This window comes from Rhizobium sp. PDO1-076, assembly GCF_000247475.1.
Lineage (GTDB): Bacteria > Pseudomonadota > Alphaproteobacteria > Rhizobiales > Rhizobiaceae > Allorhizobium.
The window spans coordinates 1-14,152 of sequence record NZ_AHZC01000020.1 but is presented as its reverse complement, the minus strand read 5'-3'; the positions used below and the strand labels follow the sequence as shown (position 1 = coordinate 14,152).

Below are 14,152 nucleotides of genomic sequence, written 5' to 3'. Positions count from 1 at the left end.
TGAGCCTGTTCGCCAGCCGGGCATTGTCCGGTTGTTGGAATTGTCCGATGCTTACATGGCGACGCTCTATCCTGCAGACAGCAACCATGCGCCCGATCTCGATAGTCTCGACAAACCGGAAATATCTTTCTTCGTCGCGCGCAGGGACAGTGAAATTGCAGGATGCTGCGCCTTGGTTCGCAAGCGCGATGGCACAGGTGAGATCAAACGGCTGTTTGTTTCGCCGCAGGCGCGTGGTCTATCGCTCGGCAAGTGTTTGATGCAGGCAGTCGAGCAATCGGCACGATATGCGAACCTTTCGGCGATTCGGCTGGAAACCGGAATTCATCAACCGGAAGCGATCGCGCTTTATCGCAGCCTTGGTTATGTGGATATTGCACCCTTTGACGACTACCAACAGGACCCGCTCAGCCTGTTCATGGAAAAGCGGCTCTGAATACGACCGACCCATCGGCCGGGTGCGGAAGGGGGGGGATTACTGCTATTCTGGTGCAAATCTGGCGCCTTAAAGTCCGGTCTCGGTAAAATCCCGGTGTTTGCATGCAAGCGGACTTGGCCATGTCATGAAAATATGAGATCAGCGCGCAGGTTTTGGCCGCGTGCGGTCCCTTATGTCTTTATCCTTGCAGTGGACGACCATGCTCCAGAAATTCTTCGCCTTTTACCGCCCGTATCGGGGCCTGTTCCTGATTGACTTCGGTTGCGCGATCATCTCCGGCCTGCTGGAGCTTGGTTTCCCGATGGCGGTGAAGCTGTTCGTCGATATCCTGCTGCCCAGTGCGCAATGGGGTGTCATTCTGGCGGCGTCGATCGGCCTGCTAGCGATCTACGTGATCAATACCGGCCTGATGGCGGTCGTCACCTATTGGGGCCATATGCTCGGCATCAATATCGAGACCGACATGCGCCGGCTCGCCTTCAGCCATATTCAGAAGCTCTCATTCCGCTATTTCGACAACCAGAAGACCGGTCATCTGGTCGGGCGCCTGACCAAGGACCTGGAGGAGATCGGCGAGGTCGCCCATCACGGGCCGGAAGATCTGTTCATCGCTGTCATGACATTCCTCGGGGCGTTTGCGCTGATGTTGTCGATCAACGTGCAACTGGCTTTGCTGACCGCCGTCGTCGTGCCGTTGACCGCATTCGTTACCAGCCGATTCGGCAGCCGCATGACCGACAATTTCCGCTCGCTGTTCGGCCGTGTCGGTGATTTCAACGCCCGTATCGAGGAGAATGTCGGCGGCATCCGTGTCGTTCAGGCCTTCGCCAACGAGGCGCATGAGCGCGCCCTGTTCGAGCGTGACAACCAGAACTATCGCACCACCAAGCTCGAAGCCTATCGGATCATGGCGGCCAGCACTTCGATGTCCTACATGAGCATGCGGCTGATCCAGATGATCGTGATGATCGTCGGCGCTTATCTGGTACTCCGGGGCGAACTGACCAATGGCGGCTTCGTCAGCTTCCTGTTGCTGGTTGGCGTCTTCTTCCGCCCGGTCGAAAAGATCAATTCGGTGATCGAGACCTATCCCAAGGGTATTGCCGGCTTTCGCAGGTTCACGGAACTGATGGAAACCGAGCCGGATATCGAGGATGCGCCGGACGCAATCGAGGCACCGGCGCTGAAGGGCGATATTGCCTTCAACAAGGTTTCTTTCGGCTATTCTGCCGACAAGTCCGTGCTTCATGACATTGATCTTGCGATCCGCGCCGGAGAAACTGTCGCTTTCGTCGGTCCGTCGGGAGCCGGAAAGACCACGCTCTGTTCACTTCTGCCGCGCTTCTACGAGGTTTCCGGCGGTGCGATCACCGTGGACGGTATCGACATCCGCAAGCTCTCTCTGGCCTCCCTGCGTGGCCAGATCGGCATCGTCCAGCAGGATGTCTTCCTGTTCGGCGGCACCGTGCGTGAAAACATCGCCTATGGCCGGCTGGACGCCTCCGATTTCGACATTCTGGAAGCGGCCCGTCGGGCAAGACTGGATGGCGTGATCGCCGCCATGCCGGATGGTCTGGATACGGTGATTGGCGAGCGCGGCGTCAAGCTGTCCGGTGGCCAGAAGCAGCGTCTCGCCATTGCCCGCATGTTCCTCAAGAACCCGCCGATCCTGATTCTCGACGAAGCCACATCGGCGCTCGACACGGAGACGGAACGCGCGATCCAGCAATCGCTGTCGGAACTGTCCGAAGGCCGCACCACGCTGGTGATTGCCCACCGCTTGGCCACGATCCGCGACGCAGCGCGTATCGTTGTGGTCGATCAGAGCGGAATTGCTGAAACCGGGACGCATGACGAGCTTCTGCGTCAACCCGGCGCTTACGCGCGTCTTTACCATGCGCAGTTCGGTGCCGAAGCGGCTGAATAAGGCAATGTTGCCGCTGGCGCCAAAGCCCTGCGGGCGTCATTGAAGGTCGTTCGCTGGATCGATTGAGCCGGGTCAGACCGCTGTGGTCTGCTTCGTCACGATCACGTCCGGTGTCTTTGGCATCGGCTGCGGCTCAAGCGCCATCGGATCCGGTATGTCCGAAAGCTCGACTTCCCGCATCCATTCGCGCCAGATCGAGACGATCAGTGCCATCAGCACCGGGCCGATGAACAGGCCAAGAAATCCCATCGTCTTCACGCCGCCGATCAGACCGAAGAATGTCGGAAGGAAGGGCAGCTTGATCGGGCCGCCGACCAGTTTCGGCCGGACAGTCTTGTCGACGATGAAGAGTTCGACCGTCCCCCAGACGAAGAGAGCAATGCCGGCGAACAGCGATCCGCTTGCCATCAAGTAGACGCTGACCAGCGTGAAGGATAGCGGCGCTCCGCCGGGGATCAGGGCCATGACACCGGTGAGCACGCCAAGGGTCACAGGCGAGGGCACGCCGGCGAGCCAGTAGGCAATGCCGAGCACGATGCCTTCGCCGATCGCGATCAGCGTCATGCCGGTGACGGTCGAGCTGATCGTCGCAGGCACGACGCGCGAGATGCGCTCCCACCGTGCCGGCAGGATGCGCTCGCCGAGCAGGTCCAGCTGGCGCGTGAAGGAGGCCCCATCGCGGAAGACGAAGAACAGCGCGATCAGCATGAACAGCATGGTGAGCAGCAGATGGAAGGCGCCATCGCCGAGCGCAATCACGGCCCGGTAGATATTGCCGATATTGGCGCCGCTGACGATCTGGACCAGTTCGCCGATCGCACCGGGCGAGCCAACACGATGTACCCATTGGTCGGCCAGCCATTCGCCGACACCCGGCAATGCCAGGATCCAATCCGGCGGCGGAGCACCGTGCTTGTTGACCTCAAGCGCCCAGCCGATCCAGTCGCGCAATTCGCCAACAGCATAGGTGGCGGCAATGCCGATCGGCACGATCAGGAAAGCAAGGATGAGAATGATCGCGATCGTTGCGCCGATCGTTGTATTGCCGCCGACGCGATTGAGAATCTTCCGATAGACCGGCCAACTGGCAAAGGCGATGACCAGTGAGGCCAGAACCGGCACGATGAAGCCGTGGAAGAAATAGATGGCCGCGATCGCAATTAGCACAAGAAGCCAGCGCGCGGCCGAAATCGGCGTAACGAGTGCCGTTCTGCTTGGGGCCACGGGTCCAAGCCAGCGTGGCGCATCCTGCAGCTTGCGATCCTCTTTTTTACGCACGTTCACACTTTCCGGTTGTTTCAGTCTCACACTATGGGCGATTGGGGCAATGCCATGCAAGCCCGACCATGGTTGCTCTCACTTAGTGTGCATCGTGCACCAGCGCAAATCCACCATAGTGTTCGATAATGTCGCAGCTGTGTCACCGCATACGAAAAACGGCCAGACGCGGGACTATGCCCGCTCGGCTGGCCAAGGGCGCTCGCAAGGAGGCTTGATCGTCAGATATCCAGATTCTCCGCAAACGCGGCACGATCCTGGATGAACCTGAAACGGGCTTCCGGCTTGGTTCCCATCAGCGCATCAACAGCGTCTCGCGTGCCTTCGAAATCCACATCGTCGATCTCGACCTTCAGCAGGGTGCGCTTGGCCGGATCCATGGTGGTTTCTTTCAGCTGCGCCGGCATCATTTCGCCGAGGCCTTTGAAGCGCCCGATCTCAACCTTCTTGCCCTTGAACACCGTCTCCATTAGTTCGGCCCGATGCGCATCGTCGCGCGCATAGGCCGTCTTGGCACCCTGGCGGATGACATAGAGCGGCGGGACAGCCAGATAGAGGTGGTTGCCACGGATCAGTTCCGGCATTTCCTGATAGAAGAACGTGATCAGCAGCGAGGCGATATGTGCGCCGTCGACGTCGGCATCGGTCATCACGACAATGCGCTCGTAGCGCAGATCTTCCTCGCGGTATTTCGTTCGCGTCCCGCAGCCCAGCGCCTGAATCAGGTCGGCGATCTGCTGGTTGGCCATCAGCTTTTCACGGCTGGCCGAGCCGACATTGAGGATCTTGCCGCGCAGCGGCAGGATCGCCTGGTTGGAACGGTTGCGCGCCTGCTTGGCCGAGCCACCGGCCGAATCGCCTTCGACGATGAACAGTTCGGCGCCTTCGGCGGTATTCTGCGCACAGTCGGCCAGCTTGCCCGGCAGGCGCAGCTTGCGCACGGCGGTCTTGCGGTTGACTTCCTTTTCCTTGCGCCGACGCAGACGCTCCTCACAGCGCTCGATCACCCAGTCGAGCAGCTTGGCAGCCTCATTGGGATTGTCGGCGAGATAGTGGTCGAACGGGTCGCGCAGTACGTTTTCGACAAGACGCTGAGCCTCGACGGTCGCCAACTTGTCCTTCGTCTGGCCGACGAATTCCGGCTCGCGGATGAACACCGACAGCATGCCGACGGCCGAGATCATCACGTCATCGGTGGTGATCTCGCGGGCCCGCTTGTTCTGCGTCAGTTCGGCGTAGTTCTTCAGGCCCTTGGTCAGCGCGATGCGCAGGCCGGCCTCATGCGTGCCACCCTCTGGCGTCGGGATCGTGTTGCAATAGGAATGCAGGGCCGGGTCGCCACCATACCAGGTAACCGCCCATTCCATCGCGCCATGGCCGCCGGTCTTTTCCGTCTTGCCGGAAAAGATCTCGCGCGTGACGGTGAATTCCTTGCCGAGCGTTGCCGCCAGATAATCCTTCAAGCCACCGGGGAAGTGGAAGACTGCCTTTTCCGGAATGTCGCCGCCTTCCGCCACCATGCCCGGATCGCAGGACCAGCGGATTTCGACGCCGCCGAACAGATAGGCCTTGGAGCGGGCCATGCGGAAGATCCGGCCCGGATCGAATTTCGCATGGTCGCCGAAAATCTGCGGATCGGGATGGAAGCGCACGCGCGTGCCGCGCCGATTGTGGACTTCGCCCAGTTCCTCGAGCCCGCCGATCGGCACGCCGCGGGAAAAGCGCTGGCGGTAGAGCTTGCGATTGCGCGCGACCTCGACTTCGAGCAGATCCGACAGCGCGTTGACGACGGAAACGCCGACACCATGCAGACCGCCGGAGGTCTCATAGGCCTTGCCGTCGAATTTTCCGCCGGCATGCAGCTTGGTCATGATCACTTCGAGCGTCGACTTGCCCGGAACCTGCGGATGCAGTTCGACCGGTATGCCGCGACCATTGTCGGTGACAGTCAGGAAGCCTTCGACATCCAGATGGACATCGATGAAATTGGCGTGCCCTGCGACCGCTTCGTCCATCGAGTTGTCGATGACTTCGGCAAACAGGTGATGCAGCGCTTTTTCGTCCGTGCCGCCGATATACATGCCGGGACGCATGCGCACCGGCTCAAGTCCTTCGAGAACACGGATTGACGAGGCACCATAGTCGTCGCCACCGCTGGCCGGTTGCGGTGCGGCTGGCGTGGTGACAGCAGATGGCACGGTCGCCGGGCGTGGTTTTGCTGCGGCAACTGGGGCAGGGGCCGGATCGGCCTCAACCTTCTGCGCCGTGGGCAGGGCGGAAAAGAGATCGTTGTCGTCCATGGCGTCGTTCGATACTTTGTCTTTGCTGTGCCGGATCAGCCTGCTCGCTTCGAACTGCCGCATCTGCTGGCCCGATCGCTCTTGCGAATCACCGGGAATGTGCCAGAAAAGCGGGGCATACGCGAAGGGCTTGGCAGCCGGTACGTGGTGAAATCGGTCAAGCTTTGCGTGCCTGACTTGCCGATGGCAAGGCGCGAGCCAAAGGGAAGCTCCTCTTCGATGCAGATGTCCACAGCTCATTTCCGCACTGCGGTGATTTCGTGCGTTCTCTTTCCGTTTCTGTTGTCATCGGTATCCGCCGCCGAACCGCTGAAACCATTCAAGGATGACCTGTTTTCAAGCCAGACGGTGCTGGAAAGCCGGGATGCTGGCGATTTTACCATTGTTGACTACCAAGAGCTACGTGACATCAACGGTCGCGACAGCATTCCCGAACGCCGCGTCAGGGATCGCTACGTTTCGCTGGCCGTCCGTCGTGCACAAGAAAATCAGACGCTTGAACTGGCGAGCGGACCGCTGGATGTCGCCCGTGTCGGCAAGGATACCGGTCAGGGCTTTACCGTGATTTTCATCCACGGACGGGGCGGCGACCGCCGGCTCGGTGTCAACGACATAACGTTTGGCGGCAATTTCAACCGGCTGAAAAACCTCGCCGCCGCCAATGGCGGGACATATTATGCGCCGTCGATCCGCAGTTTCGACAAAAACGGCGTGTCTGCCGTGGCCGCATTGATCGACCACGCCTCCGTATCGTCCGGTGGCCGCCCGGTCGTTCTTGCCTGCGCCTCGATGGGCAGTTTCATCTGCTGGGGCATTGCCCGCGATGCGAAGGCCGTGTCGCAACTGTCCGGCATGGCGATCCTCGGCGGTGCGACGGATCCCGAATTCGGCAAGAGCGTTGCGGCCAAGCGCAAGCTGCCGATCTGGTTCACCCATGGCAGCCGCGACAGCGTCTATGCCGCAGCCGATCAGGTCGCGCTGTACGACCGTCTGCATAAATCGGGTTACCCGACGCGGTTTACCCTGTTCGAGACCGGCGCGCATGGCACGCCGGTGCGCATGAGCGACTGGCGCACAATCCTGTCATGGCTGCTTCGATAGGGGCATTAGCGGCCCTCAGGCGCTTCGCAATTCGGCATCCATCCAGGCAACCCGGTTGCGGCCGCGGTGCTTGGCCTCATAGAGTGCGGCATCGGCCTGTTTCAGAAGGTCTTCAAGCGAAACGTTGCGGGTCAGGCCACCTGCGACACCGAGACTGGCAGTGACCACGCCCGTGGTTCCACGATGTGGTATTTTCTCTGCTTCGATCGCATTTCTGATCGTCTCGGCCAGTGCCAGCGCCTCGGTCGATTGGATGTTGGGCAACAGGACGAGAATTTCCTCTCCGCCGAAACGGAAGGTGATGCCCTGGTCACCCACGACATCTGCTATGCATCGACTGACGGCACGAATACAGGTGTCGCCCTCGATATGGCCATGCACATCGTTGAACAGCTTGAAGCTGTCGATGTCGAGCATGATTGCAAACACGGAGGTGTCGCTGCCCGGTTTTGTCCACATCTTGGCCGCGACCCGGGCAAGGGAGTGGCGGTTCAGCAGCCCGGTTAGCTCGTCTTGTTCCGACTGTCTTTCCACCTGTTGATGAAGCAGGGTGCCGCGCAACTGATTGACGAAATTCAGCCGCTCCGAGTGCTCCTGGAAGTAGGCGCCGAGTGCGAGGAAAATCGCGACAGTCCCATAAAATGAAATCAGTGCCTCATAGGTGACCGCGTCAAGGGAGCCGTTCAGCTTCGTCGTGGTCAATTGTATGCAGACGAGCAGGGCCAGACCCAGCAATGTGGCGGGGAAGCGCGGGCGCAGGCCAATGACGAGAAAGAGAAACACCAGCACATTGGCGTTCTGGTAGATGAAAAGATATGGGCTTGTGGTGAACACCGCAACGGCCATCGGCAGCAATGCACCCAGCACGACGACGCACAGCGACAGAATGTCGTAATTTCGTGGCGACGGCCATCTGCGAATTGCCAGCGTTGCCAACACGGCAAATGGCGTGAAGACGGCAAAGCGCACGAACATGAGTTCCGGCAACATGTCAGGAACCATGGTTGCGTCACCGACCCAGACCATGTTGTAGATCAGCGTGCCGACGATAGCCCAGACGTGCACGATCCGCACCCGGGAGGCGGTAAATTCCTTGAGATATGCCGCCTCAATTGCGGGGTAAAAGCGCAACAAGCGAAACCCAGACGTCAGCTGCCGTTCCACCTGCTGGAGCATAGCGTCACGCATTTTGGCTCTCCGCGTCGGCGATGAGCCTCTACCGTTACCGTACAATTCTGAACGTAAGTTAAAAGTTGACCAATATGAGAACATCCGGAAGCACAACAAGCTCGATGGATATATTCGAAAATGCTTGCCGACAAATCTTGCATTTGTGGTTCACATTTTCACCATATAGCCTGAAAATCGGGCCAATGGCGAAGCCCAACCTTTCTTTTGTGCCGGTGATTTGCTAGTTCGGCATTGAGGAATAGAGGTGGGTAAAGATATGACGCCAGATGTTCGACCACTGGTCGCAGGCAATTGGAAAATGAACGGAACGAGGGATTCGCTCGACCAGATCAAGGCGATTGCGCAAGGCGTTGAAGGTCCGCTGTCGCAAAAGGTCGAGACGCTGATCTGCCCGCCGGCCACCCTGCTTTACGTGGCGACCGCGCTGTGCACGGATAGCCCCCTGCAGATCGGCGCCCAGGATTGCCATCAGAATGCCTCTGGCGCCCATACCGGCGACATCGCCGCCGAGATGATTGCCGATTGCTTCGGCACCCACGTGATCGTCGGTCACTCCGAGCGTCGCACGGATCATGCCGAAACCGATCATCTCGTGCGCGCCAAGGCGGAAGCGGCCTATGCAGCAGACCTGACGGCGGTCATCTGCATCGGCGAGACCGCCAATGAGCGCAAGGCCGGTCAGACACTCGACATTCTCAAGCGCCAGTTGGCGGCCTCGGTTCCCGATGGCGCAAAGGCGGACCGTACGGTTGTTGCCTATGAGCCCGTTTGGGCGATCGGCACGGGCGTAACCCCGACGACTGCGGACGTTGCCGAAGCGCATGCCTTCTTGCGCGCCGAACTGGTCAAGCGCTTTGGTGCCGAGGGCAAGATCATGCGCTTGCTCTATGGCGGTTCGGTCAAGCCGTCGAATGCCAAGGAACTGATGGGCGTCGCCAATGTCGATGGTGCGCTGATTGGCGGCGCGAGCTTGAAGGCGAGCGACTTCCTCGCCATATACCGGGTCTATGAAGAGCTGACCGCCTGAAACGCGGCCGGAAAAGCGGGCAAGGGGCTTTCTTTGCCTGCATCTCTCATGTAAAGAGCCGCCAACCTTATTGATTTTGCCTTTTCGGGCAGGATGGACATTCCATGCAGACCGTATTGCTTGTTATCTACCTCATGGTCGTCGTCGCATTGATCGGCGTCGTCTTGATTCAGCGTTCTGAAGGCGGTGGTCTCGGCATCGGCGGCGGCTCGGGCTTCATGTCCGCGCGCGGCACAGCCAATGCGCTGACCCGCACCACCGCGATCCTGGCGACCCTGTTCTTTGTTATCTCGCTGGCGCTTGGCATTCTTGCCCGCTACGAGGCAAAGCCGACTGACATTCTCGACCGGATCCCGACGGGCAATGGCACGACCCAGGGCGGCAGCGTGCTTGACCAGCTTCCGGGTGCTGCGCCTGCAACCCAGGCACCGGCAACGACACCGGCTGCTCCGGCACCTGCGCCAGTTGATCCAAACGCCGTTCCGAATAACTGATCGGAACGCATACAATCGCTCCGGCGGGCTCTCGGGTCCGCCGGTTTTATTTTGTCTGAATTCCGCGATCTCATAAAAATATATGGGACAGAGTCATAAAAGGCTGGCGGAATCGAATCTGAAACGGTATCCGGTGAAGCCCATGGCGCGATATGTATTCATCACTGGCGGCGTGGTTTCCTCTCTTGGTAAAGGAATTGCGGCCGCGGCTCTCGGGGCATTGTTGCAGGCACGTGGTTACCGCGTGCGGCTGCGCAAGCTGGACCCTTATCTCAACGTTGATCCGGGCACCATGAGCCCGACTCAGCATGGCGAAGTCTTCGTCACCGACGACGGTGCCGAAACCGACCTCGACCTTGGCCACTATGAGCGGTTTACCGGTCGTTCGGCCACCAAGACCGATAACATCACCACCGGCCGGATCTACAAGAACATCATCGACAAGGAACGTCGTGGTGACTATCTCGGTGCGACCGTGCAGGTCATTCCCCACGTCACCAACGAGATCAAGGACTTCGTCATCGAAGGCAATGACGAGTATGATTTCGTCATCTGCGAGATCGGCGGCACGGTCGGCGACATCGAAGCCATGCCGTTCATGGAAGCGATCCGCCAACTCGGCAACGACCTGCCGCGCGGCACCGCCGTTTACGTTCACCTGACGCTGATGCCGTTTATCCCCGCAGCGGGCGAATTGAAGACCAAGCCGACCCAGCATTCCGTCAAGGAACTGCAGGCACTCGGCATCCATCCCGACATCCTTCTGGTGCGTGCTGATCGCGAAATTCCCGAAGCCGAACGCCGCAAGCTGTCGCTGTTCTGCAACGTTCGCCAGTCCGCCGTCATCCAGGCGCTCGACGTTGCCAATATCTACGACGTGCCGATCGCCTATCACAAGGAAGGCCTCGACAACGAAGTTCTGGCCGCCTTCGGCATCGAGCCGGCCCCCAAGCCGCGTCTTGATCCGTGGGAAGACGTCTGCAACCGCATCCGCACACCGGAAGGCGAGGTTACCATTGCCATCGTCGGCAAATACACCGGCCTGAAGGACGCCTACAAGTCGCTGATCGAAGCGCTACACCACGGCGGTATCTCCAACCGGGTGAAGGTAAAGCTCGAATGGATCGAGTCGGAAATCTTCGAAAAGGAAGATCCGGCGCCGTGGCTCGAAAAGGTCAACGGCATTCTCGTGCCCGGTGGCTTTGGTGAGCGCGGCTCCGAAGGCAAGATCCTGGCGGCCCAGTTTGCCCGTGAACGCAAGGTCCCGTATTTCGGTATCTGCTTCGGCATGCAGATGGCGGTCGTCGAGGCAGCGCGTCATCTGGCGGGCATCGAAAAAGCCTCGTCGACCGAGTTCGGCAAGACCGACGAGCCGGTCGTTGGCCTGATGACCGAATGGATGAAGGGCAACCAGCTCGAGAAGCGTGCCTCCTCCGGCGATCTCGGCGGCACCATGCGTCTCGGCGCTTACAAGGCGGCCCTGAAGAAGGGCACCAAGATTGCCGAAATCTATGGCTCGACCGACATCTCGGAGCGTCACCGCCACCGCTACGAAGTCAACGTTGACTACAAGGACCGGCTGGAGGACTGCGGCCTGGTCTTCTCCGGAATGTCGCCGGACGGACTGCTGCCGGAAACGGTGGAATATCCGGATCACCCGTGGTTCATCGGCGTTCAGTACCACCCGGAACTGAAGTCGCGGCCGCTTGACCCGCATCCGCTGTTTGCAAGCTTCATTGGTGCGGCGGTCGACCAGAGCCGCCTCGTCTGAGGCGCAACCGACAGAATTCGACAAACCCGGCCTTTGTGCCGGGTTTTTTGTTGCTCGGTCCAAGCTCCGCACAAGTTACCCGACGCAATCTCTGACCATATTCAAGGAGATTGCCATGCGAATCGGTGAAAGCTCGATCTATTCCAGCAGCTACAGCATCCAGTCGAAAAACAACTCTGGCGATGCGAACGCCCAGATCCGTGCGCCGTTAGTGACGACATCGCCGTCGGTTGGCGTTGAGGCCGATACCTCAGCCAAGGGGCTTTCGAGCAATCTCTGGCTGCTCCAGACCGATGTTTATTATTCGAAGGACGCAGAAAAGGCTGCCGCGGGCAAGGAGGATCTGGCTGCGGAGTTTCGAGAACTCAGCGAGAAGTCGGCTGCCGAAAGGATCCGCGAGGATTATCTTGAGAGCCATGGATTGACGGAGGAGGACTTGGCGGCAATGTCAGATGAGGAACGCCAAGCCATCGAGGACGATATTCAGCAATTGATCAAGCGACAACTGGGTTTCGATGAGAAGGCCGTATCCGAGGATAGCCAGGTCGGTGCCTGAGGATCGCGAGACACTGGAATTCTATGCCCGTGAAGCCGAGGCTTACGGCCAATGGTCAAAGGATCACCAGAATCCGCGCCTTGAGACGTTTCTTTCAAATCTTCCGCCGGGTGCGCGGGTTCTGGAACTCGGCTGCGGTTACGGGCGGGACAGCGCGACCATGCTCGCGCACGGCTTCGACGTCGTGGCCACGGATGCGTCCCCGGAGATGGCAGCCCAGGCCTCTCGCCATCTGGGTCGCACGGTTTCAGTCCTGCCTGCCGGAGACTTGGCGGCCCTCGCTGAATTCGACGCCATCTGGGCCAATGCCTGTCTCTTGCATATACCCATGCAAGAACTGGCGGATGTAATTGCCCGGATTTATACAGCCCTGAAGTCGCAGGGTTGTTTCTATGCAAGCTACAAGGGCGGCGAAGGAGAGGGACGCGACCGGTTTGGGCGCTATTACAACTATCCGTCAGTCGCCGTGCTTGAAGCAATCTACCACACAGTGCCTTGGAGCAGTTTGGAGATCAGTCAGGGTATTGGGGGTGGGTACGATCGTGAAAAGACCACCTGGCTGCATGTGACGGCTGTCAGGCGCTAATGGGGCCTTGGCCGATAAACGGCCGAAGCATCAGGATCGGGCACAGCGCGCCGATCCCCATTTCGGGCGCATGCGGCGGCCGGACGATCAGGCAGTCGGACTGGGCGAAGATATTCATCATCGACGAATCCTGTTTGCCGAAACTTTCGACTTGTAGCTCTCCTGCTGCGTTTCGGCTCAGCCTTGCGCGCAGATAGTCCTGTCTCCGGTCGTTCGCCGCGAGCGGCGCGCCGAGACGGGCCGTCGTCATGCGGTCGGGCGAAGGTCGATGGCCGAGCTTGGCAAGAAGTGGTTCGAGGAACAGCAGACCGCAGACCATGCTCGATACCGGATTGCCGGGGAGTCCCAGCACATGCGTTGAACCCAGGCTGCCGACCATTAGCGGCTTTCCCGGCCGCATCGCGATCTTCCAGAAATCGAGCGTCATGCCGGCTGCCAGTAAGGTTGACTGGACGAGATCGTGATCGCCGACCGATGCACCGCCCAGCGTCACCACGACATCGGCCTTCGCCGTCTGTGCCTGCGCAATGGCATTGGTGATCATGATGCGATCATCCGGGACGATGCCAAGATCAATGACGTCGGCTCCAATTGCGCGGGCAAGTGCGGCAATGCCAAAGGTGTTCGAGCCGATGATCTGGCTTGGACCGGGTTGGCCGCCCGGAGAGACGAGTTCGTCTCCCGTTGCGATGATTGCCACGCGCGGCCGTCGGTAGACAGGCAGTGACGCGTGGTTCATTGCGGCAGCCAGGGTGATGCGGGTGAAATCAACGACGGTCCCTGCGTTCAGAGCAATGTCGCCTTGCCTGAAGTCCTGGCCGTACGGCCGGATATGGCGTCCGAGCGTCACCGGAAACGTGGTCCGGATCCGCTTGCCATCCAGATTTTCGGCATCTTCCTGCAGGAGAACGGCATCCGCGCCCGCCGGCACGGGTGCGCCGGTAAAGATCCGCACGGCTTCGCCTTCACCAACCACGCCGCCAAAGCCATGGCCGGCGGCGGATTCGCCGACAACGCGTAAAACAGCGCCGGGTTCTGCTGCATTCGCAGCCTTGAGCGCATAGCCATCCATGGCCGAGGCGTCGAAGGGAGGTTGTGTCAGCCGCGCTTCCATATTGTCGGCAAGCACCCGACCGTCACAGTCATGCAGAGAGAGATGCTCGATGTCGATGATCGGCCTGGCCGTCTGCAGCAGACGAGACTGTGCCTGCTCGACCGGAAGAAGTGACATTCACTCGGCCTCCGGATGGCGGAATGGTCCTGATTTGCCGCCCGTCTTCTCCAGCACGCGAATGCTGCCGATCTCCATGGTCTTGTCGACGGCCTTGGCCATGTCGTAGATCGTCAGGCAGGCGACGGAAACCGCCGTAAGCGCTTCCATCTCGACCCCGGTCTTGCCGGTCAGCTTGACGGTTGCCACGACCCTGAGGCCCGGAAGTTCTGGCACTTCGCTGATGTCGAGCGTGATCTTCGACAGCATCA

The 14,152-nt window shown here is 59.8% G+C and carries 13 protein-coding genes; 8 read left to right on the top strand and 5 right to left on the bottom strand.

The annotated features are described in order from the left end of the window. A partial coding sequence (locus tag PDO_RS01810) for a GNAT family N-acetyltransferase (protein WP_007597070.1) occupies positions 1-436 on the top strand: 436 nt, incomplete at its 5' end. Positions 437-638: 202 nt separating this feature from the next. Next, positions 639-2,366, top strand: coding sequence for an ABC transporter ATP-binding protein (locus PDO_RS01805; RefSeq protein ID WP_007597068.1), 1,728 nt, complete (start codon positions 639-641; stop codon positions 2,364-2,366). Positions 2,367-2,438: 72 nt separating this feature from the next. Here the strand turns inward: PDO_RS01805 and PDO_RS01800 are convergent, their stop codons facing one another. Both PDO_RS01800 and parE read right to left on the bottom strand, forming a co-directional pair. Beyond that, positions 2,439-3,644, bottom strand: coding sequence for an AI-2E family transporter (locus PDO_RS01800; RefSeq protein ID WP_007597066.1), 1,206 nt, complete (start codon positions 3,642-3,644; stop codon positions 2,439-2,441). Positions 3,645-3,865: 221 nt separating this feature from the next. Further along, positions 3,866-5,944 carry a DNA topoisomerase IV subunit B gene (parE, locus tag PDO_RS01795; RefSeq protein WP_037072321.1) on the bottom strand — a complete coding sequence of 693 codons (2,079 nt, stop codon included), beginning with the start codon at positions 5,942-5,944 and terminating at the stop codon, positions 3,866-3,868. A gap of 225 nt (positions 5,945-6,169) precedes the next feature. Here parE and PDO_RS01790 point away from each other — a divergent pair, with 225 nt between their 5' ends. Then, positions 6,170-7,045: an alpha/beta hydrolase gene (locus PDO_RS01790; RefSeq protein ID WP_458574632.1), complete on the top strand. Its 876-nt coding sequence runs from the start codon at positions 6,170-6,172 to the stop codon at positions 7,043-7,045. Between the two features lie 15 nt (positions 7,046-7,060). On the opposite strand, the gene PDO_RS01785 is transcribed toward PDO_RS01790, so the two are convergent. Continuing rightward, on the bottom strand, positions 7,061-8,233 hold the full coding sequence (locus PDO_RS01785; RefSeq protein ID WP_007597059.1) for a GGDEF domain-containing protein: 1,173 nt from the start codon (positions 8,231-8,233) through the stop codon (positions 7,061-7,063). A gap of 259 nt (positions 8,234-8,492) precedes the next feature. On the opposite strand from PDO_RS01785, the gene tpiA reads away from it, so the two are divergent. The 5 genes from tpiA to PDO_RS01760 all read left to right on the top strand — a co-directional run bounded on the left by tpiA (position 8,493) and on the right by PDO_RS01760 (position 12,670). Next, positions 8,493-9,263: a triose-phosphate isomerase gene (gene tpiA, locus PDO_RS01780; protein WP_007597058.1), complete on the top strand. Its 771-nt coding sequence runs from the start codon at positions 8,493-8,495 to the stop codon at positions 9,261-9,263. Between the two features lie 104 nt (positions 9,264-9,367). Beyond that, the gene (secG, locus tag PDO_RS01775; RefSeq protein WP_007597057.1) at positions 9,368-9,757 is read left to right on the top strand and encodes a preprotein translocase subunit SecG; all 390 of its coding nucleotides are present in this window, start codon (positions 9,368-9,370) and stop codon (positions 9,755-9,757) included. Between the two features lie 133 nt (positions 9,758-9,890). Then, positions 9,891-11,528 carry a CTP synthase gene (locus tag PDO_RS01770; RefSeq protein WP_081593120.1) on the top strand — a complete coding sequence of 546 codons (1,638 nt, stop codon included), beginning with the start codon at positions 9,891-9,893 and terminating at the stop codon, positions 11,526-11,528. Beyond that, positions 11,464-12,084 (top strand): hypothetical protein, encoded by a 621-nt coding sequence (locus PDO_RS01765; protein ID WP_141649786.1) that lies wholly within the window; start codon positions 11,464-11,466, stop codon positions 12,082-12,084. The genes PDO_RS01770 and PDO_RS01765 overlap by 65 nt, the downstream gene beginning before the upstream one ends. Further along, entirely contained in the window at positions 12,077-12,670 is a 594-nt protein-coding gene (locus PDO_RS01760) for a class I SAM-dependent methyltransferase (RefSeq protein ID WP_007597054.1), read from the top strand. The genes PDO_RS01765 and PDO_RS01760 overlap by 8 nt, the downstream gene beginning before the upstream one ends. On the opposite strand, the gene PDO_RS01755 is transcribed toward PDO_RS01760, so the two are convergent. Both PDO_RS01755 and PDO_RS01750 read right to left on the bottom strand, forming a co-directional pair. After that, the gene (locus PDO_RS01755; protein WP_007597051.1) at positions 12,660-13,901 is read right to left on the bottom strand and encodes a molybdopterin molybdotransferase MoeA; all 1,242 of its coding nucleotides are present in this window, start codon (positions 13,899-13,901) and stop codon (positions 12,660-12,662) included. The genes PDO_RS01760 and PDO_RS01755 overlap by 11 nt on opposite strands. After that, a partial coding sequence (locus tag PDO_RS01750; RefSeq protein WP_007597049.1) for a cyclic pyranopterin monophosphate synthase MoaC occupies positions 13,902-14,152 on the bottom strand: 251 nt, incomplete at its 5' end.